The sequence below is a fragment of the Nocardia coffeae genome (assembly GCF_019890715.1).
GTDB lineage: Bacteria > Actinomycetota > Actinomycetes > Mycobacteriales > Mycobacteriaceae > Nocardia > Nocardia jiangxiensis.
This window is the reverse complement of the sequence record NZ_JAINZY010000020.1, coordinates 63536-82184: the sequence shown is the minus strand read 5'-3', so window position 1 is coordinate 82184 and position 18649 is coordinate 63536. Positions and strand designations below refer to the sequence as shown.

General features: G+C 66.4%; 23 protein-coding genes and 1 other RNA gene. 15 read left to right on the top strand and 9 right to left on the bottom strand.

Features of this window, described 5'->3' with window-relative positions:
• Nucleotides 1–89 precede the first annotated feature (89 nt).
• The 7 genes from K7711_RS42380 to K7711_RS42350 all read left to right on the top strand — a co-directional run bounded on the left by K7711_RS42380 (nt 90) and on the right by K7711_RS42350 (nt 5874).
• Entirely contained in the window at nt 90–1214 is a 1125-nt protein-coding gene (locus K7711_RS42380; RefSeq protein ID WP_222977936.1) for a Nif3-like dinuclear metal center hexameric protein, read from the top strand.
• A gap of 231 nt (nt 1215–1445) precedes the next feature.
• Nucleotides 1446–1778, top strand: a complete 333-nt coding sequence (locus K7711_RS42375) for a PadR family transcriptional regulator (protein WP_040820937.1) — start codon at nt 1446–1448, stop codon at nt 1776–1778.
• Nucleotides 1779–1780: 2 nt separating this feature from the next.
• Nucleotides 1781–2158, top strand: a complete 378-nt coding sequence (locus K7711_RS42370; RefSeq protein ID WP_222977931.1) for a DUF1048 domain-containing protein — start codon at nt 1781–1783, stop codon at nt 2156–2158.
• 13 nt (nt 2159–2171) lie between these two features.
• Nucleotides 2172–2951 carry an ABC transporter ATP-binding protein gene (locus K7711_RS42365; RefSeq protein ID WP_222977929.1) on the top strand — a complete coding sequence of 260 codons (780 nt, stop codon included), beginning with the start codon at nt 2172–2174 and terminating at the stop codon, nt 2949–2951.
• 16 nt (nt 2952–2967) lie between these two features.
• Nucleotides 2968–3738 (top strand): ABC transporter permease, encoded by a 771-nt coding sequence (locus K7711_RS42360; protein WP_222977925.1) that lies wholly within the window; start codon nt 2968–2970, stop codon nt 3736–3738.
• Nucleotides 3739–3941: 203 nt separating this feature from the next.
• Nucleotides 3942–4679, top strand: a complete 738-nt coding sequence (locus K7711_RS42355) for a zinc ribbon domain-containing protein (protein ID WP_222977923.1) — start codon at nt 3942–3944, stop codon at nt 4677–4679.
• Between the two features lie 7 nt (nt 4680–4686).
• Nucleotides 4687–5874, top strand: a complete 1188-nt coding sequence (locus K7711_RS42350) for a bifunctional RNase H/acid phosphatase (RefSeq protein ID WP_222977921.1) — start codon at nt 4687–4689, stop codon at nt 5872–5874.
• On the opposite strand, the gene K7711_RS42345 is transcribed toward K7711_RS42350, so the two are convergent.
• From K7711_RS42345 to K7711_RS42335, 3 genes are all read right to left on the bottom strand, one after another.
• Nucleotides 5875–6393, bottom strand: coding sequence for a TrmH family RNA methyltransferase (locus K7711_RS42345; protein ID WP_222977913.1), 519 nt, complete (start codon nt 6391–6393; stop codon nt 5875–5877).
• A 162-nt stretch (nt 6394–6555) separates the two neighbouring features.
• Entirely contained in the window at nt 6556–7029 is a 474-nt protein-coding gene (locus tag K7711_RS42340; RefSeq protein ID WP_235748657.1) for a GNAT family N-acetyltransferase, read from the bottom strand.
• A 73-nt stretch (nt 7030–7102) separates the two neighbouring features.
• Complete coding sequence (locus tag K7711_RS42335) at nt 7103–7990, bottom strand: alpha/beta hydrolase (RefSeq protein WP_222977909.1); 888 nt, start codon at nt 7988–7990, stop codon at nt 7103–7105.
• A 137-nt stretch (nt 7991–8127) separates the two neighbouring features.
• Here K7711_RS42335 and rnpB point away from each other — a divergent pair.
• Together rnpB and K7711_RS42325 are read left to right on the top strand one after the other, a co-directional pair.
• An RNA gene (rnpB, locus tag K7711_RS42330) (RNase P RNA component class A) lies at nt 8128–8537 on the top strand.
• A gap of 77 nt (nt 8538–8614) precedes the next feature.
• Nucleotides 8615–9325 (top strand): hypothetical protein, encoded by a 711-nt coding sequence (locus K7711_RS42325; protein WP_222977907.1) that lies wholly within the window; start codon nt 8615–8617, stop codon nt 9323–9325.
• A 98-nt stretch (nt 9326–9423) separates the two neighbouring features.
• On the opposite strand, the gene K7711_RS42320 is transcribed toward K7711_RS42325, so the two are convergent.
• Both K7711_RS42320 and K7711_RS42315 read right to left on the bottom strand, forming a co-directional pair.
• Entirely contained in the window at nt 9424–10116 is a 693-nt protein-coding gene (locus K7711_RS42320; protein WP_222977905.1) for a hypothetical protein, read from the bottom strand.
• Between the two features lie 470 nt (nt 10117–10586).
• On the bottom strand, nt 10587–10922 hold the full coding sequence (locus tag K7711_RS42315; protein ID WP_222977904.1) for a hypothetical protein: 336 nt from the start codon (nt 10920–10922) through the stop codon (nt 10587–10589).
• A 194-nt stretch (nt 10923–11116) separates the two neighbouring features.
• Between K7711_RS42315 and K7711_RS42310 the strand changes: the two genes are divergently transcribed.
• Nucleotides 11117–11521 carry a pyridoxamine 5'-phosphate oxidase family protein gene (locus tag K7711_RS42310; RefSeq protein WP_222977902.1) on the top strand — a complete coding sequence of 135 codons (405 nt, stop codon included), beginning with the start codon at nt 11117–11119 and terminating at the stop codon, nt 11519–11521.
• Between the two features lie 368 nt (nt 11522–11889).
• Nucleotides 11890–12369: a hypothetical protein gene (locus K7711_RS42305; RefSeq protein WP_222977900.1), complete on the top strand. Its 480-nt coding sequence runs from the start codon at nt 11890–11892 to the stop codon at nt 12367–12369.
• Between the two features lie 14 nt (nt 12370–12383).
• Here K7711_RS42305 and K7711_RS42300 read toward each other — a convergent pair whose 3' ends face one another.
• Nucleotides 12384–13106 (bottom strand): cutinase family protein, encoded by a 723-nt coding sequence (locus tag K7711_RS42300; RefSeq protein WP_222977898.1) that lies wholly within the window; start codon nt 13104–13106, stop codon nt 12384–12386.
• Between the two features lie 14 nt (nt 13107–13120).
• Nucleotides 13121–13705 carry a TetR/AcrR family transcriptional regulator gene (locus K7711_RS42295; protein WP_222977896.1) on the bottom strand — a complete coding sequence of 195 codons (585 nt, stop codon included), beginning with the start codon at nt 13703–13705 and terminating at the stop codon, nt 13121–13123.
• A 102-nt stretch (nt 13706–13807) separates the two neighbouring features.
• Between K7711_RS42295 and K7711_RS42290 the strand changes: the two genes are divergently transcribed.
• Together K7711_RS42290 and K7711_RS42285 are read left to right on the top strand one after the other, a co-directional pair.
• Nucleotides 13808–14779 (top strand): SDR family NAD(P)-dependent oxidoreductase, encoded by a 972-nt coding sequence (locus tag K7711_RS42290; protein ID WP_222977894.1) that lies wholly within the window; start codon nt 13808–13810, stop codon nt 14777–14779.
• 51 nt (nt 14780–14830) lie between these two features.
• Nucleotides 14831–15337, top strand: a complete 507-nt coding sequence (locus K7711_RS42285) for an HAD domain-containing protein (RefSeq protein ID WP_308015198.1) — start codon at nt 14831–14833, stop codon at nt 15335–15337.
• A gap of 39 nt (nt 15338–15376) precedes the next feature.
• Here K7711_RS42285 and K7711_RS42280 read toward each other — a convergent pair whose 3' ends face one another.
• Nucleotides 15377–16282 (bottom strand): D-alanyl-D-alanine carboxypeptidase family protein, encoded by a 906-nt coding sequence (locus K7711_RS42280; RefSeq protein WP_222977892.1) that lies wholly within the window; start codon nt 16280–16282, stop codon nt 15377–15379.
• A gap of 75 nt (nt 16283–16357) precedes the next feature.
• On the bottom strand, nt 16358–17032 hold the full coding sequence (locus K7711_RS42275) for a hypothetical protein (protein WP_222977890.1): 675 nt from the start codon (nt 17030–17032) through the stop codon (nt 16358–16360).
• A gap of 162 nt (nt 17033–17194) precedes the next feature.
• Here K7711_RS42275 and K7711_RS42270 point away from each other — a divergent pair, with 162 nt between their 5' ends.
• Nucleotides 17195–17422: a hypothetical protein gene (locus K7711_RS42270; protein ID WP_222977888.1), complete on the top strand. Its 228-nt coding sequence runs from the start codon at nt 17195–17197 to the stop codon at nt 17420–17422.
• A gap of 136 nt (nt 17423–17558) precedes the next feature.
• Entirely contained in the window at nt 17559–18515 is a 957-nt protein-coding gene (locus tag K7711_RS42265; RefSeq protein ID WP_222977886.1) for a slipin family protein, read from the top strand.
• Nucleotides 18516–18649: the final 134 nt, after the last annotated feature.

Below are 18649 nucleotides of genomic sequence, written 5' to 3'. Positions count from 1 at the left end.
CCCGCCTCTCGCGCGGGGTACCGGAATGGGGTCGCGACGGATGACGGCCGAGAGCGCGGCGGGATGATCGCAGTGGAGGAGGTTCCAGGGTGGCACAGGTGAGTGAGCTCGTGGGGGTGCTGGACGAGGCGTATCCGCCGCGGCTGGCCGAATCGTGGGATTCGGTGGGGCTGGTGTGCGGTGATCCGGGGGAGGACCTGGCCCGGGTGCTGTTCGCCGTGGACGCGACCGAGGCAGTGGTGGACGAGGCGATCGCTTGGGGCGCACAGGCTTTGGTGGTGCACCATCCGCTGCTGCTGCGCGGGGTGGACACCGTGGCCGCGAGCACGCCGAAGGGTGCGCTGCTGCACCGGCTGATTCGGGCCGGGTGCGCGCTGTTCACCGCACACACGAATGCCGATTCCGCCGCGCCGGGCGTCTCCGATGCGCTGGCGGACGCGCTGGGGCTGCGGGTGAGTGGGCCGCTCGATCCCAAACCCACTGCGGCCCTGGATGAATGGACGATCAACGTCCCGCGTGAACACTCCGCCGCGGTGCTGGACGCATTGTTCGCGGCAGGTGCGGGCGGCGTGGGCAACTATCGCGAATGCTGTTGGCAGGTACCGGGTATCGGGCAGTTCCGGCCGGTCGCGGGCGCGAATCCGGCACTCGGCGCGGTCGGTGAACTGGAACAGGTCGCCGAGGACCGGCTCGAGGTCGTCGCGCCGCCGTCGGCCCGTGCGGCCCTGCTCGCCGCGCTGCGACAGGCGCATCCGTACGAGGAGCCCGCCTATTTCGTCACCGAGCGGGCGAGCCTGCCCACCGGTCTGGGGCTGGGCCGCGTGGGTGAGCTCCCGGAGCCGGAAACCTTGCGGGAGTTCACCGCTCGCGTCCGCGCGGCGCTGCCCGCCACCGCCTGGGGCGTGCGCGCGGCGGGTGATCCCGAGCGACGCATCGCCTCGGTCGCGGTCTGCGGCGGCGCGGGAGATTCCTTCCTGGCCAAGGTATCCCGTCTCGGCGTGGATGCCTATGTCACCGCCGATCTGCGCCACCACCCCGCCGACGAACATCTGCGCGCCGGCGGCCCCGCACTCGTCGACGCCGCGCACTGGGCCACCGAATACCCCTGGTGCGCTCAGGCCGAACGCATCGTGCGTACCGCACTGCCCGGCCTGGAAACCCGCGTCAGCGCCGTCCGCACCGATCCCTGGACTCTCGGCTCGCTCGACGGCTGAGCTGTCCTGGGCGTTCCGCCGAAGTCTCTCGCGCTCACGCACCTGCCCGACGCGCATGCCCGGTGATGGCGCACATCATCTGGCGGACAACTGATTCGACTCACCCGAACGGCCTGCTCGCCAACTCGCGCCGAGTGCCGCGGTAGGGACTTGTCCCACCGCTATTCAGTGTTACTATCTACTGGTACTCAGTAGAACTGAGTACCGCCACTGGATACGAGGAGGTGATCCGTGGGCAAGCAGATCACGGAAATGCTCAAGGGCACATTGGAAGGCATCGTCCTCGCGATCTTGGCCGTGCGGACCGCATACGGCTACGAGATCACCGCATGGCTGCGGGAACAGGGCTTCGCCGATATCGCCGAGGGCACCGTGTACGCGCTGCTCGTGCGGGTGGAGAAACGCGGCCTGGTCGATGTGGAGAAGGTTCCGTCGGAAAAGGGGCCGCCGCGCAAGGTGTATTCACTCAACGCGCAGGGACGCGAATATCTCGACGAGTTCTGGCGGACCTGGGATTTCCTCTCGGAACGGCTGGAACAGCTTCGTGCAGAAGGAGAAGAATGATCATGTCCGATTCGAAATTGCCGGGAAAGTTGCTCTCCACGGTGGTCGGTGACCTCGGCGAGAAGCGGCGGTGGCGGCAGTACCGCTCCCGCGCCAAACAGCTCCCCGAGCCCTACGACACCGCGATCGAGGCATTTCAGCGCTACCTGATGTACGCGTCGGGCGGGAGTGTCGCCATGTTCGAGGACCTGATCGACCTGTTCGAACAGAGCGCGGCGGATCGTACGCCGATCCGCGAGATCGTCGGGGACGATCCGGTGGAGTTCATCGATACCTTCGCGCGTAATTATCAGGACGAATCCTGGATCAAGCGCGAACGCGAGCGGCTGAACAAAGCCATTGCGCGCGCAGCCGGAGAAGACGTCGGAAAAGAAGGATGAAAGGGACTTTCCGATGACGAAAGATCAGGTTCCGGCGATTCGCGTGCGGGGGCTGGAGAAATCCTACAAACAACTGGACGTGTTGCGCGGCGTCGATTTCGAGGTGGCGCGGGGCAGCATCTTCGCACTGCTGGGTTCCAACGGTGCGGGCAAGACCACGATCATCAGAATCCTGGCCACCCTGCTGAAGGCCGACGCCGGGGCGGCCGAGGTGGACGGGTTCGACGTCGCCGCGCAACCGGCACAGGTGCGCGAATCCATCAGTCTCACCGGACAATTCGCCGCCGTCGATGAAATACTCAGCGGCCGTGAGAATCTCGTATTGGTCGCGCGCCTGCGGCATGTGCCGAACCCGGGCCGGACCGCCGACGATCTGCTGCAACGCTTCTCGTTGACCGAGGCCGGAGCGCGCAAGGTGTCGACCTATTCCGGTGGTATGCGCCGACGCCTGGACATCGCGATGAGCCTGATCGGCGAGCCGCCGGTCATCTTCCTCGACGAGCCGACGACCGGCCTGGACCCGCAGGCGCGCATCGAGGTGTGGCACGCGGTTTCCGAACTCGCCGCGCGCGGCACCACGGTGCTGCTCACCACGCAGTATCTCGACGAGGCCGAACACCTCGCCGACCGGATCGCGATCCTGCACGAGGGCCGGATCATCGTGAACGGCACCCTTGCCGAACTCCAGGCGCTGCACCCGCCGACGAAGGTCGAATACGTCGAGAAGCAGCCGACCCTGGAGGACATCTTCTTCGCGATCACCGGTGACGGCGATCAGCGCGGCGTCGCGTGACGGACGGGGAATTTCGATGAACAAGCATTTCTTCGGCGATACCGTCGTGCTGCTGGGCCGGTCGCTACGCCACATCACCCGCAGCGTGGACACCATCATCACGACCATCGTCATGCCGATCGCATTCCTGCTGCTGTTCACCTACGTGTTCGGCGGCGCGATCAATACCGGCACCTCGGGGTCGCACGCGTACGTGAAATACCTCCTGCCGGGCATTCTGCTCATGACGGTCGCCTCCGGCATCGCCTACACCGCCTTCCGGCTCTACGAGGACAAGAGCAACGGCATCTTCGAGCGTCTGCAATCCATGCCGATCGCCCGCTCGTCGGTGCTGTGGGCGCACGTGCTGACCTCGGTCGTGGCCAACGTGATCTCACTGGCGGTCGTGCTGGCCGTCGCGTTGCTGATGGGATTCCGTTCCAGCGCAGGCATTTCGGCGTGGCTCGCGGTGGCGGGCATCCTGATCCTGTTCACCCTCGCGCTGACCTGGATCGCGATCATTCCCGGCCTGACCGCGAGCACCCCGGACGGTGCGAGCGCGTTCTCCTATCCGCTGATCTTCCTGCCGTTCCTGAGTTCGGCGTTCGTGCCCACGCACACGATGCCCGGACCGGTGCGGGCGTTCGCCGAACACCAGCCGGTGACCTCGATCGTGAACACCCTGCGCAATCTGTTCGCGCAGCAGCCGGTCGGCACCGGTGTCTGGACCGCGCTGGCCTGGTGTCTCGGCATCCTCGTCGTCGCCTATCTCGGCGCGATGGCTGCCTACCGCCGCAAGATCTCCTAGCGCACCGGAGGCGGCCTCGAGCCTCGGATGGCGCGAGGCCGTCATCGGGCGTCGGCGCGCGGGACCGCTGCCGGGTACGGGACCGGATAAAACGGCGGGGTTGGAGTGTGCGCTGCCGGGTGCGGAGTACGGTTAGAACTTCGGCGTCGGCCCGTCCGGCGCGCTGTCGTATAGGTCCAGAGTGTCGAGGAGTACCTCCCGCGTTGAATGTCGAACCAACGATCCAGGCCAAGTTGCTCGACCTCGCCGCGGTCGATGCGGAGCTGACGCGTATCGCGCATCGGCGCAAGGTGCTGCCGGAGCAGCAGGAGGTCGAGCGGCTCGAGGGTGAGCGCACCTCTCGCAAGGACGCGGCGGTGAAGGTCGAGATCCAGCTCGACGACCTCGACCGTGACATCCGCAAGCTGGAGACCGAGATCGACGGCGTCAGCAAACGCGAGCAGCGCGATCGGGGCATGCTCGAGGGCGGCTCGGTCGCGGCCAAGCAACTCTCGGAGCTGCAGCACGAGCTGGGCAGCCTGGAACGTCGCCGCTCGGTGCTGGAAGACGATCTGCTCGAGGTGATGGAGCGTCGCGAGGCCGCGGTCGCCGATCACGAGCACACCGGGGCGAATCTGACCAAGGCCGAGGAGGAGCTCGCCGAAGCCCAGCGTCATCGGGACGAGGCGCTGGCCGATCTCGAGGTCGCCGCACAGCGCTGCGCGGGCGATCGCGAGCAGCTGCAGGCCCGGTTCCCGGCGGAGCTGCTGTCGGTGTACGACAAGCAGCGCGCTCAGCACGGTGTGGGCGCGGCCCTGTTGCAGGCTCGCCGGTGCGGCGCGTGCCGGATCGAACTCGATCGCGGTGAGATCGCGCGGATCGCGAAGGCGGCCCCGGATTCGGTGGTCCGCTGCCCGGAGTGCGGCGCGATCATGGTGCGCACCAAGCAATCCGGGTTGTGAGGCGGCCGTGACCGATAGCGTGATCGTCGAAGCGGACGGCGGTTCGCGGGGCAATCCGGGTCCGGCCGGATACGGTGCGGTCGTCTGGGATACGGACCATGCCCGCGTGCTCGCCGAACGCAAGGAGTCGCTTGGGGTCACCACCAACAATGTGGCCGAATACCGCGGGCTGATCGCCGGACTCGCGGCCGCGGCGGAGCTGGGCGCGCGCGAGGTCGCCGTGCGGATGGACTCCAAACTGGTCGTCGAGCAGATGTCGGGTCGCTGGAAGGTCAAGCACGCGGCCATGATTCCGCTCAACGATCGTGCGCGGCAGCTGGTCACGGAATTCGATCGGGTCGATTTCAGCTGGATTCCGCGAGCGCAGAATTCCCACGCCGACCGGCTCGCCAACGAGGCGATGGACGACGCGCCGCTGATCGACGAGGTTCGCTCGGCGCAGACTTCGGAAACCGCTGCAGTACAGCAGGAATCGGCAGTCGGTGTGGAGCGCACGCTACCCAGCTGGATCGACGAGGCCGCCGACGCCCGTGCGGCACAACAGAAGCCGGACCAGACCGCCCCCGGCTGGACCGGTGCGCGCGGCCGTCCGACCCGGCTGCTGCTGTTGCGGCACGGTCAGACCGAACTGTCGGTGGAACGCCGGTATTCCGGCCGCGGGAATCCGCCGCTCACCGCCCTGGGCCGCGAGCAGGCCGCGCGGGCGGCGAAATACCTTGCGGCCAAAGGTGATATCGCCGCGATCGTGACTTCTCCGCTGGGTCGCGCGCAGGAGACCGCGGGCGCGGTCGGCGACGCGCTGAACGTCCCGGTGCGGGTGCTGGATCGGCTCATCGAAACCGATTTCGGCGACTGGGAGGGACTCACGTTCGCCGAGGCGGCCGAGGCCGACCCGGAGCTGCACGCGCGCTGGCTGGGCGATTCCACGGTCTCCCCGCCCGGCGGCGAGAGCTTCGCCGCGGTGCGCGAGCGGATCGAGGCGGCGCGTTCGGATCTGGTGGGGTTGTATCCGGGCCGCAACGTCGTCGTGGTCAGTCACGTGACGCCCATCAAGACCCTGCTGCAACTGGCCCTCGGCGTGGGCCCGTCGCTGCTGTACCGGCTGCATCTGGATCTGGCTTCGCTGTCGATCGCCGAGTTCTATCCCGACGGCGGCTCCTCGGTGCGCCTGGTGAACGAGACGTCCTATCTCTGATCAGCACAGCCCGGCCAGTTTGTAGAGCACCAGGGAGCCCGCGACCGCGACGTTGAGGCTGTGGCCGGTGCCGACCATCGGGATCTCCACCGCCACGTCGAGGCGTTCGAGGCCCTCGGGCGGAATGCCAGAGCCCTCGTTGCCCAGGACGATCACGGTGCGTCCGCGCGCGACGGGCAGATCCGCGAGGCGGATCGATTCGTCGGTGAGTTCCACCCCGACGATCGCCGATCCGCCGCTCCGCTGCCGGTCCAGCCAGCGGTCGGTGCGGCCGTCGATCCAGTGCACACAGGTGCGGTGCCGCAAGGTGTTTCCGCGTTCGAGCGCCTCGGGAATCCACGGCCACCGCGGTACGGCCAGACAGGCTCCGGCCGCATCACAGGTACGCAGCAGAGTGCCCAGGTTGACGCCGTGTTTGGGCCACAGCGGGGCCACGACGAGGTGATTCCAGCAGGTGTGCGCTCGGGTGCGGCGCCGGCGGTGGATCTCGGCGGGCGTACGCGCCCGCACCGCGCTCATCGGCGAACGGGAAATGCCTTCCCGTGGGGGACAACGATATTCACATGAAGCAATGTCATCGACACGGTGCTCGTCGGCGCACCGGGGCCATCGTCGGGGTGGACGACGTACTCGCCCACCGGATGTCACCGATCATACGCGCGCCGCTGCCGCGCGGGAAGCTCAGCGCAGTGCGAGGGACATCTCGTATTCGGTGTCCGGCGCGTGGACCCCGGTGCTGCGAGAAACTCCGGTAGAGGCGAAACCCATTCTGCGATAGAGCTTCTCGGCCGGGGTGTTGCCGTCGAGCACCCAGAGTCGTAGTTCGGCGTGCCCGTCGGCGCGCGCCCAGTCGGCGACCGCCTCGATCAGCGCACGCGAGACTCCGGTCCCGCGTGCGGCCGGTTCCACGAACATCGAGACCAGAACCGGCACACCGTGTTCCCGGATGCCGCCCGCGCAACCGATCACCTCCGTGCCCGACTCGGCCACGAACATGGTGCGGCGGGCGGACCACTGCTTCCAGTGCTCCTCGTCCCACCCCTGCGCCTCCTCGAGCAGGGTGGCGAAGGTGCCCGGTGCGGATCCGGCCAGCGCGGCCAGGCGCGCGGTCCGGACCGTCTGCCAGTCCTGCGGAGGTACCTCTCGCACGGTCATCCGGTGATCGTCCTCCTCGGCACGGCGGCGGGCAATCGAATTTCGCCGCCGAGAAGGCAATCCGGCTGCGCGTTCAGGGGCGCAGCACCGAAACCAGGAAGTCGGTCTGGTCGTAGACGGCCTTCTCGAACCAGTCGTCGAAGTAGATGTCGAAGTGCCCGATCGGGTATCGCTTGACGATCGAGTGCTTGGTGCGCTCGGCGGCCTTGAGGGTCGGTTTGATCGGCGCGATGGAATCGTTGTCGCACAGCGAATACAGCACGGGCACCTTGATGCCCTTGGTGCGCCGCCACGGTGAGTCGAACAGCACCTGAAGTCCGAAGCGGGCGGCGACCTTCGGCTGGTACTGCTCGCTCTCCTCGGCCAGGCGGCCGAATCCCTCCGGCACGTCCGAGGCGCTCATCAATGCCGCGGACCGTTTGCGCCCGGCCAGCCGCACCTTGATCGGCTTGCGCACGATCGGGCCGAGCAGCAGGTCGGTCGTGGCGACGATGCCGGTCCTGGTGAGGCTGATCGGGCCCTTGGCCATCGCCGAGGACCAGCCGCTGGTGAACGGGCACTGGGCCACCACCGCGGCGAGGTAATCGTCCTCGTGCGCGATCGACAGCACATGCCCGCCGCCGAACGAGCTGCCCCACAATGCAATTCGCGTCGCGTCGAAACCCTTGATGGTGCGTGCGTAGGTGATCGCCGAACGCCAGTCCGCACGCTGCTTGCGAATGCTGATCAGCTGGCGCGGGGTGCCGCCGCTTGCCCCGAAGTTGCGGTAATCGAAGACCAGGCAACCCATTCCGGCCGCGGTGAACCGGCGCGCATATCGGTCGAGCCCCATTTCCCGATTCGCCCCCAGCCCGTGGCCCATGATGACCAGCGGGCGCGGTTTGGGTGGTCCATCGGGCCGGTAGAGCCACGCTGCACACTGTTCGTTTCCCGAAGGGAACCCCACCTCGACACGCTCCATGGCGAAATACGGTACTTGTTCTCGTTCGGGCCCGCTGCGCTGGATCCCCGGTCGTGGCCGGAAATCTCGCCGCCGGGCATCCGGACAGCAGCACCGGCGGGGCCGCCGAACACCCCATGCGGCATAATCTCTTCGGACGAGTCGGTCGGGCGACTGCGGCGACGGGAACGGGCACAGCTGTGCCGCCGCCCGGCGCCGAGGAAAGTCCGGACTCCACAGAGCAGGGCGGTTGTTAACGGCAACCCGGGGTGACCCGCGGGACAGTGCCACAGAAAACAGACCGCCGGCGCGCAAGCGCCGGTAAGGGTGAAACGGTGCGGTAAGAGCGCACCAGCGCCCCGGGTGACCGGGGCGGCTAGGTAAACCCCGCCCGGAGCAAGGTCGAAGGCCGCACTCCCTGCGAGTGCGGCTGCGCGGGTGTTCGAGGGCTGCTCGCCCGAGCCCGCGGGTGGACCGCTCGAGGTGCCCGGCAACGGTGCATCCAGATGGATGGTCGCCTCCCGGCGCAAGCCGGGAACAGGATCCGGCTTACAGACCGACTCGTCCCTTCTCTTCCACCCGGAAGTCTTTGCCGCTCACCGGGGATCGGGTTCGCTACACATGATGGAGTTGGTTCTGCGGAACGTGGAACCACCCGAACGGCTGCGGTGCGATCCGAGTCCGGCCGGTAACGATCCTGGTGATCGGCAAGATGGTGTTGTTATGGCAGGTGGCCTTCTCCGCGCTGCGTACATCCCGTTTCGCCCGGAAGCTGGGTACGATCCGGCGGTTGAACTGGGTGTCGCGTTCCTGGATCGCATTGGCGCGCATACGACCGCGATCATCCTTGCTCCGCAGAAGAGCTCGATCGAATACTCGCAGCCTCTGAAGCGGTACGCGACGAACCGCACCGTTCTGACTCCGTTGAACTCCAACCGGATCGGCGGCGCGTTCGGACGTCCGACGTTGGTCTACGCGCCGGCGCTGAAGGAGCTGGAACTGGCGATGAGGTACGCGGGTGACCAGCCGATCGCCGTGGTCGAAGACTCATCTTTCTCGTGCGCCCGCTGGGCTGACGAGATCGGCGCGATCAACATGGTCGAGCGCCGGTTCCACGCTGTCGATCGCTCGCAGGAGCATCAGAGGATCCTGGAGAGGATCGATTTCGCCGGAAACAACGGATGGGGCGATGCCCCCCGGCTCAGAGACCTCCGTCGGCACCTCGGTGAGTTGCAGCAGATCGACGCGTTGAACAAGGACGAGGTGCTCGCCTATCAGCTCGTGCGCGGACGGCACGGGTTCTACGAGTCCCTGACCCACCTCGGGAAAGAGATCGACAAGATCTCCCGCACGTAGAGACGGCCGTTCGTCAGCTCTGAAAACGATTGTGGCGCCGCCGGCTCCGGCGGCGCCACCTAGTTCACGTGTCGCTCCCCGGTCCTCCGGTCGAGCGGCTAGTGCATGTTGGGGGAAAATGCTGTGCAATAAGGTCCGAGGACGCTTATTGGGCTGTGCGGGCGGGTGAGAGATCTCATGGAAGTGATCGATTGAAGATATTCGCCAAGCTGAATATTGTAGCTGGCGATGTCGTCGCGATCTAGATCCGAAGCCATGGCGAACAGGTCTTGCTCGGCGTTGAACAGGTATTCCACTGCGGTCTTCATATCGTTTTTCTCAGACTCGGTCAGCGTTTTACTGTCACCGTTCAAATCATCCCATTTTCCGGCCGCAGTCTCCTGCTCCTCGGATTCGGCGCGCAATTGTTGGGCGGTTATTGGAGGCGGAAGCTCTGGGCACGTTCGACTGACAGAATTGAAGTATACTTCCAGGTCGTATGTGTGCCTGTTCTGGTCGACCTGCTTTTGGTGAGTAAAATCCTCCTTGAGGTCAGGGAAGGTGCTGGCGCCGATGAAGAACACTACAAAGGCTAGGTAGGCTGCCCACCGGGATATGCCGTCGGTCCATTTCCGATTGCCTTCTTTGGACTGTATTTCGGCGAGCTGATCGGCGATGTTCTTGATATCGTCGGATATCTTTCCGATAGGATCTTTGTCGGGTTCTGTGTCTGTACTGGACTCTTCCGTATCTATGACGGTACTCTCTGCATCTGTAGTAGTGCCCTCTGTGTTCACTTCAAACCGAGCCACCGGCTCGCCCCTTATGTTTTTTCATAATTAATGTCGGCAATGTGTAGGATTAACGATACAGCGACCGCCTACTGATCTTTGTATGTTTCGTGATCGTCTCGACACTCCACCGCCGATCTCGGTGAGTTTGATCTTTCCCTCGAGCTGGGTCAGGAACGGCCCGCACTCGGTGCCATCCATGCCGACCGCTTCGAACTGGCTGACCTGCCCTGTCGGGCGGCTACCTCTGCACGCGCACCTCACGGCGTCCCGCCGATTCCCTGATCGTGTCGGCAAGAATCCGGTGCCGACGACCCGAGCTGTGGCGACCAGCTCCCGCGCGCCGGCGGCACGCTGGAGCCCGGCCTGCTGTTCGGCGTACTGGGCGAGCGTGCGTCGCTACCTCGTCGAGCGCAGACGTGTTCATCGGCGGAAGGGACTGGCGCGGAGCGAAACCGGCGACCATTGGCAGATCGCTGCCCCGGTCCTGCTCACCGGTCTGCTGCTTGGTCGCGTGGTGACAGTGCGGGTGCGGGGCACCACTGCGTCACCGACAGTTGCCCGTTGCCGTTATTGGTCCACAGCACCATTTCGACCAGGCCGAGCCAGCTGCCGTCGTTCACGCGGGCCCACGCGTGCAGCAGGCCCGGGACGTTTCCGGTGAGATCCAGGCCGCCGAGCTTCACCTTGATGGCGATCTTGTCGCGGCCCCACCCGTTCGGCTGCCGGGTGGGCATGGCCTGGCTCAGGTCGACCACGACCGGCACCGGCGGCGTCACGGTGCGGCGCAGCGGCGGACTGAACTCCTGTGGCCACTCTTCGAACACAGTTTCGAATACTAGTCGGTCTGTATCGCGGTCGGCGGCGAGCCCGACGCGGCGCGGCGAGCAAACATGACGAGAGGGTGTGTGTCCGGTCCGCGAATGAGGCCCGTTTCCGCTCGAACCGGCAGGGGAACTGCACGGTAATGCCAAACGCCTGCGATTCACCCCAGCGTCCACCCGAGCCTCCGGACTCCGGGGTGATCGCGCTCGACCCGGGCGAGTGCATGGCGTTGCTGGCCGGGGTGCCGCTGGGCAGGGTGGCGTACACCCGCGATGTTCTGCCTGCCGTGCGGCCGGTCAACCACATCGTGCGGGACGGGAAGATCATCATCGGGGCCGGGGCGTCGCCCTGGCTGACCGACGCGGTGCGCACGAGAGGGAAAACCGTGCTCGGCTACCAGGCCGACGAGATCGACCTCCATTCCCGTCAGGGCTGGTCGGTGCTGGTGGTCGGCTACGGGCGGATCATCGAGGATCCGGACCGTATCGCCCTGTACGACCCCCTCGTGCAGTCCTGGACTCACACGGTCAACGACGCTCTGATCGCGATCGAACCCGACCTCGTCACAGGCATGCGGCGTACCGACTCCAGCAACACCTGACATCACCACGCAAGCACCTTGTCGGACAGGACAACCACAGGCGATTCAGATCGCCTACGACACCATCAGCAATCATCCAGCGTCCAACGGATCGATGGACTCCATCGACTACGAAGTACCGCTCGAACCCCGCCTCGATCCGGAGGATCGGGCGGCATGTGTGCCCCTGCGGCGGATGCGGCTGCCGCACCGGTCCTCGTCTTTTCCATCGGGAAGTCTTTGCCTCTCACCGGGGATCGGGTTCGCTGGCGATAATCGGCATGCAGACCGATGACGCCGCCCGCGACTCTCGCTCACGTGACCTACCGCGCTGACCGAATCGCTCGATCCGGCCCATGGGTGACGCAACGACATCGAGGAGTCGAGCCGTGCGAATCGGCGTGACCGGACATATGAACCTGACCGCGGACACGGCGCAGCTGGTGTACGCGGAGATCAGCCGCCAGATCACGGTAACGGGTCGGGCCGCCGAGGTGACCGGCGTGAGTTGCCTTGCGCGGGGAGCAGATTCGGTGTTCGCCCAGGCCGTGCTCGAAGCAGGCGGCCGGTTGGAGGCTGTGCTGCCCTCGCGGAACTACCGGGAGCGGAAGGTGAAGCCGGATCACGCGCCGCTGTTCGATGAGCTGCTGGAGCGAGCGGAACGCGTTCGGGTGATGGACTTCGACGAAGCCGGTGCTGACGCATATGAGGCCGCGAACGAGGTTGTGGTGGAGTCGTGTGATCGGCTGATCGCCGTGTGGGACGGGGAGATCGGCGAGCGTAGCGGCACCGGCAGTGTGGTTGCGCTGGCGCGTGAGCGCGGTGTGCCGGTGACGATCGTGTGGCCGCAGGGCGCGGCACGCGGCTGAACGGTGCAACGACCTCAGAGTCGGCTCGCGGCGAAACCTGCTGCGGCCAAGGTCATTCCGTTGACGCTGTAGAGTGCGTGCAGGGCGTTGGGGCGGCCGGGGAAGGGGGAACCGTCGCATACCGTATCGCCGGGGACGCAGTACTCGGTGGTTTTCGGTGTGTAGAGGGGGCCGATGACGATGGGCGGGGCGCCGACGTCTCGCATGAAGCGGTCCGAGGGTTTGCCGAACAGTACGATCGCGGCGACGTGGGGGGCCACCTCGGGCGGCATCGGCAGGGGGATGCTCGATTGGTACTGGGCGAACTGGGACGGGATGCCTGCGGGCAGGCCCGCCATCGTGGCGAATCCGGCGACGACCGCGCCCTGGGAATAGCCGCCGAGCACAATTCGCGTCCGGGGGCAGTTCGCGGCCGTGGATTCGATGTGCGACTGCGCATTTCGGATACCGTTGACGACCGTGCGCGCGAAGGCCAGACGGTCGGCGAAGTCGGCGCTCGCCGGATAGTCGACCGGGTAGGTGGCGATCGAGCGGCCCGGGATCTGGGTGCGCAGCGCGGTGATGAACGAGACCCCGACAGCGCCGAAGTCCGGCGGAACATCGGCGGTGCCGCGGGCGAAGACCACTTCGACGTCCGGACATGCGACCGCGGACGCCTGCCGCGCGGGCATGACCACCGAGACGGTGGCCGCCAGGATCGCAGCGCACACGAAACGAACCAACCACCGTGGCTCCATTATCGGAGGGTACCTCAGCGCACCACGATCAGATCGATAGCGACGGCCAGGCGCTCGAGGAACGCCGCACGGGTGGTGACCTGCTGCTTGATTCCGATCGACGTGCTGATCAGAGTCTGTGCCACCGCGGCTGATCGGGGCGCGAGGGCGGGGTCCGTCGATTCGGTCAGGGCGGTGTCCAGGAGCGCGGCGAATCGCGAGGGGTACTCGGTCGCGGCGGGTCCGAGCAGGTCCGAGTATTCCTCGGCCATGGTGTTGACCTCGCGGCTCATCGCGCCGATGTAGCGACCTGTCCACTGGTCGAACGCGTCGAGGAGCCGGTCGCGGATCGGCCGGGCCGGATCGGCGAGCACCTCGGTGACCGCGGCGATGCTGCGGTCCAGTGCATGGGTGACGGCGGCGGTGAACAGTTCTCGTTTGGCGCCGAACATCAGGTACAGGCCGGGGCGCGAGATGTCGGCAGCGCGCGCGACGTCCTCCATCGACGTCTTCCGATAGCCGTACCGCACGAAGGTGTCCAGAGCCGCGGCGAGCACCTGCTCGCGCCGACCGCCGTCCGTGGGATGCGGGTCCGGCGTGCCCACGTTGGTGGCGTCCATCGGCACACCGTACCTGGTTACGGACGTACTATACAAAATAGGTAAAAGTTGTAAAGTTCGTTCAGGGGCTGGCAAACAAGTGTCCCGATCAGGAGGATTCCGATGACCCGAGGTCCACTCATCACCACCCGCTTCGACGGTTCGAGCACCGCCGACGAAGTAGCCGCCGGCGTCGACCTACGCGGGCTGCGGGCGGTGGTCACCGGTGCATCCTCGGGACTCGGTGCGGAGACGGCCCGGGTCCTCGCGGTCGCGGGCGCGGAAGTCACCCTCGCTGTACGCGATATCTCGGCGGGTGCACGTGTGGCCGACCGGATCGCTTCCCGCGGTGCGCGTTCGCGGCCTGCGGTGGCCGCCGTAGACCTGGCCGATCCGGGCAGCGTGGCGCGTTTCGCGCGGGGCCGGCACGGCCCGCTGCACCTTCTGGTCAACAACGCCGGGCTGGTCACCTCGGGCCTGGAACGAAACGAGCGGGGCTGGGAGCTGCAGTTCGCGACCAATCACCTGGGCCACTTCGCCCTCGCCCATTTGCTGCACGACGCCCTGGTCCGCGGTGCGGCGGAGCGCGGCGCAGCCCGAGTCGTGGCGGTGAGTTCCACCGCCCATATGCGCGCCCCGGTCGACTTCGACGACATCCACTTCGAACACCGGCCATACGATCCGCAGATCGCCTACGCCCAGTCCAAGACAGCGAATTCGCTCTTCGCCGTCGAGGCGACCAGACGGTGGGCCGCAGATCGCATCGTGGCCAACGCGGTGAATCCCGGCGGGATCAGGACCGGACTGCAACGGAACTTCACGCAGCGGCAGCGCGAATCACTCGACGCCGCCGAAGTCGCTGGAGTGTTCACCTACAAATCCGTCGAGCAAGGCGCCGCGACCACTCTGGTGGCGGCCGTCGCACCGGAATTCGAGGAAACCGGCGGGCATTACCTCGACGACTGCCGCGAGGCGTATACCGTCCCCGACGATGCGGATCTCACCGCCCACAGCCACGGCGTCAAGCAATGGGCTCTCGACCCGGACGCCGCGCATGAGCTCTGGTCGATATCACTCGCAGCCCTCGAGCTGTGACCTTCGCCGAATCGACGCGGGCTGTGCCGGTCCGGCCGCAGACTGGTGCTCGTGACTATCGGCGCGAATCGAGCGTTGTTGTTCCTGGACGTCGACGGGACGGTGCTTCCGTACAGTGCGGCCGATTCGGCTGCGGGCCAGCCGGATTGGACCGAATGGCAGCAGCCGACCAATCCGGCGCTGTCCCGGGTCAGCCGGGTCGTGGGGGAGCGGTTGCTCGCACTGGGGTGTGAATTGCTCTGGGCCACCGGGTGGGCCGAGGATGCGAATCTCGTCATCGCGCCGATTCTCGGGCTTCCGCAACTGCCGGTGGTGCAATTGCCCGAGTATCCCGAAGGGGACTACTACTCGGACGGATTACATTGGAAGACCAGGACTTTGGTCGATCTGGCCGCCGGTCGCCCATTCATCTGGATCGATGACGAGATCCGAGATCACGACGAGATATGGGTCTGCGGGAACCATCCTGGCCGGGCCCTGCTGCATCGGGTCGATGGTATGTCCGGGCTGCTGGACACCGATTTCACCGCTCTCGCCGAATGGCTCGCCGCACCGTGATGTCGTGACACAGTGCGGCGGAACCACTTTCGGAGGATGTCAGGGGATGGGGATGAGGCTCAGGATCGGCCCGAAGCCCCAGTCGAGCATGTTCCGGGCGTCGGATTCGGCGACGGCGTCGCTGGTGGGGGAGCTGTGCAGGACGACGCCGATGAGCCGTTGGCCCGCTCGGACCGTCTCGAACAGCAGGCAGGTGCCCGCGGCGTCGGTGGAGCCGGTCTTGATGCCGACGGTGCCGGGATAGTCGCGGAGCAGGAGATTCGTTGTGCGCCAGACGTGGTCGCGGTTGGCGGGCCCGGCCGGCTGGTGATAGCTCTGCGCTCTGACGATGTCGCGGAACACCGGCTGGGCCATCGCGTGCATGCCGAGTTTCACCAGGTCCGCCGGGGTGGAATAGGTGGCGTGGCCGGTCGGCGCGGGCAGGCCGCTGGGGTCGGTGAAATGGGTGTTCGTCAGGCCCAGACGTGCTGCGGTGGCGTTCATCTCGGCGATGAAGGCGGCCTGGCCGGGGCCGTACGCCTCGGCGAGGGTGTAGGCGGCATCGCAGCCGGAGGGGAGCATCATCGCGTACAGCAACTGTCTGGCTGTGAGTACCTCGCCGGGGACCAGGCCCGCGGTGCTGCCGTCGTACTTGCGGTCGTAGGCGATGATCGCCTGCGGCACGGTGATGGCCCGGTCCAGATTGCCCGCCTCCAGGACGACCAGCGCGGTCATCACCTTCGTGATGCTGCCCATCGGGGCCCGGGTGTTCGGCTGACGCGACCAGCGCACCGCACCGGTGTTCCCGTCGGCGAGCTCGGCGAACGGGGCCTGTATGCCGTTCGGTTCGGCGGACATGGTGGGCAGTTGAGCGTGCGAGACGGCGGGGGCGGCCACGGCGGGGCCGGGGGTCACGAGAAATAGTCCGGAAGCGGCAGCCAGCATCACTCGGGCAATTGGTCGCATCGCCACATTGTGCCGTTCGATGAGCCTGGCGAGCGGGATTTCGCCGGCCGTGGAGCACCCTGCCGACCACCGGGCTCAGCGGCCGAGCAGTTCCGCGACGTGCACCGTCGGCCCGGCGTACGCGAAGACCAGGTTCGGGTCGTGGATGCGGCCGGAAGTCGGTGTGCAGGTGAGCAGTTCGGATCCGACGATCTGCCAGGGCGGCAGCCCGCCGGTGACATGTGCGTGCATCAGCTGCGGTCCGACGAGCGACCGGGCATGGTTCGGATCGGCGGAGTCGATGCGGAAGAACGAGTCGAAGACCGGGTCGCCGGTCGGCGCCGGGCTCTGTCCGAACAGTTTCCGGGCGAATACGGCCAGCGCGCCGGGGGTGCGTCGCACGGACACCGGTGGGTGCATCCGATCGAGCAGCACCGCCACCACGATGAAGTGATGCGTCGAGGTGGTCGTCGTATCGCCGCTGGATGATGTTGTGCTGTAGGAGTATTCGGACACGATCACCCGTCGCCCACCGATCTGCCCGATCAGGGTGGCGCCCAGCCCGCGATGGTTGCGGCCGGGCAGGTGCGCGGTCCAGGGCGGCTGACAACTCGGCGTGAAGGTCCATCCGTTGGCCATCGCCCACTGGTGCAGTGCGGCGGTGCGAGCCCGCTCTCGGCGCGCCACCGCCGGCGCCACTGTCGTCAGCACGACGATGAGAACCACGAATGGCAGTACCAGTACCGCCATCAGGAAGATCAGCGACACCACGGTGCCTCTCCGGGAAATTTCCGACGTGGCGGGATCGCCTCGTCTGCTCGGAATTCTGGGCGGACGACCTTCCAACGTGCTTAACGGATCTTTGTGGCGGCCCGACACGATCGGCCGTCGATCGGCGGGAAATCCGATGGACCTCGTCCTTAGGCTGATCGCATGGCGGACACCGACGACACTCCGTTCACCGAAGCCGAGCACCGGGAGCTCCTGCGGCTGCTTCGACGGTGGTGCGACACCGAATTGGACCAGTCCGCGAATCTGATCGTGCCCACCCGGCTCGGCGATGTGTACGTGAGCGTCGGCCGTCATCCCGTCGTCGACGACCTGCCCGCGGAGTTGTTCTCGCGAGCGCCCGACGCATGGTTCGACCGAAATGACCAGTAGTGCAACGCCGTGTGCGCACCGATCGGATGCGGCCGGTAACGCGGAATAATCGTGCTCGCACGCGCGACGCCTCGGTGCCATGATCGATGCAGGGCCCGGTTTTCCGTGCGCCGGGCGATTCGCGTGGTGGTGCGATATGGATATCTTGGGCATCTTCGGCGTCCTGGTGGGGGCGGGAGCGGTACTGACCGGGATCGCGTTCGGGGCGAGTATGCGAGTGGTGGAGCAGTTCGAACGCGGGGTGGTGTTCCGGTTCGGGCGGGTGCGTGAGGTGCGCGAGCCCGGATTGCGGGTGTTGATTCCGGTGGTCGACCGGATGCGCAAGGTGCCGGTGCAGATCGTCACCATGCCGGTGCCGGGGCAGGAGGGCATCACCCGGGACAACGTGACCGTGCGGGTGGACGCCGTGGTGTACTTCCGGGTCATCGATCCGGTGCAGGCCGTGGTCGACGTGCAGGATTACCTGTTCGCGATCGCGCAGGTGGCGCAGACCTCGCTGCGGTCGATCATCGGCAAGAGCGATCTGGACGATCTGCTGTCCAACCGGGAGCACCTCAATCGGGGCCTGGAGCTGATGATCGACAGCCCGGCGCTGTCCTGGGGCGTGCACATCGATCGGGTGGAGATCAAGGATGTGGCCCTGCCCGAATCGATGAAGCGCTCGATGTCCCGTCAGGCCGAGGCCGAACGTGAACGCCGGGCCCGCGTCATCACCGCGGAGGGCGAACTGCAGGCATCCCAGAAACTGGCCGATGCGGGCAAGACGATGGCGGCCGCCCCCGCCGCATTGCAGCTTCGCCTGTTGCAGACCGTGGTGGAGGTCGCCGCGGAGAAGAATTCGACGCTGGTCCTGCCCTTCCCGGTCGAGCTGCTGCGTTTCCTGGAGCGTTCGACACCGGGCGAAGCAGCCGCGGAGCCCGGCGAGTCCGCGGAACCCGACTCGTCCCCGCAGGCGGCGAGCGCCGAGACGGACGGACCGGATTCCCCAGCGCTGGAACCGAAGTCCCGCACCAGGTCCGACACCATCGAGATACTGCAGCCGGGACCCGCGCGCGAGGACGCGACCGTTCGGCCCCGGCTCGACCTGCCGTAATAACCCGCCGAATCGTCCTTGACGAGCCGTATATCCGGATGTCATTATTGAAAGGGGAAAGGCACTTCGGATTGTGGTGTCTGTTTGTTTCTGCCCTCGACATCTCGTCGTTTCGGGTGTAATTTTGGTTTTCG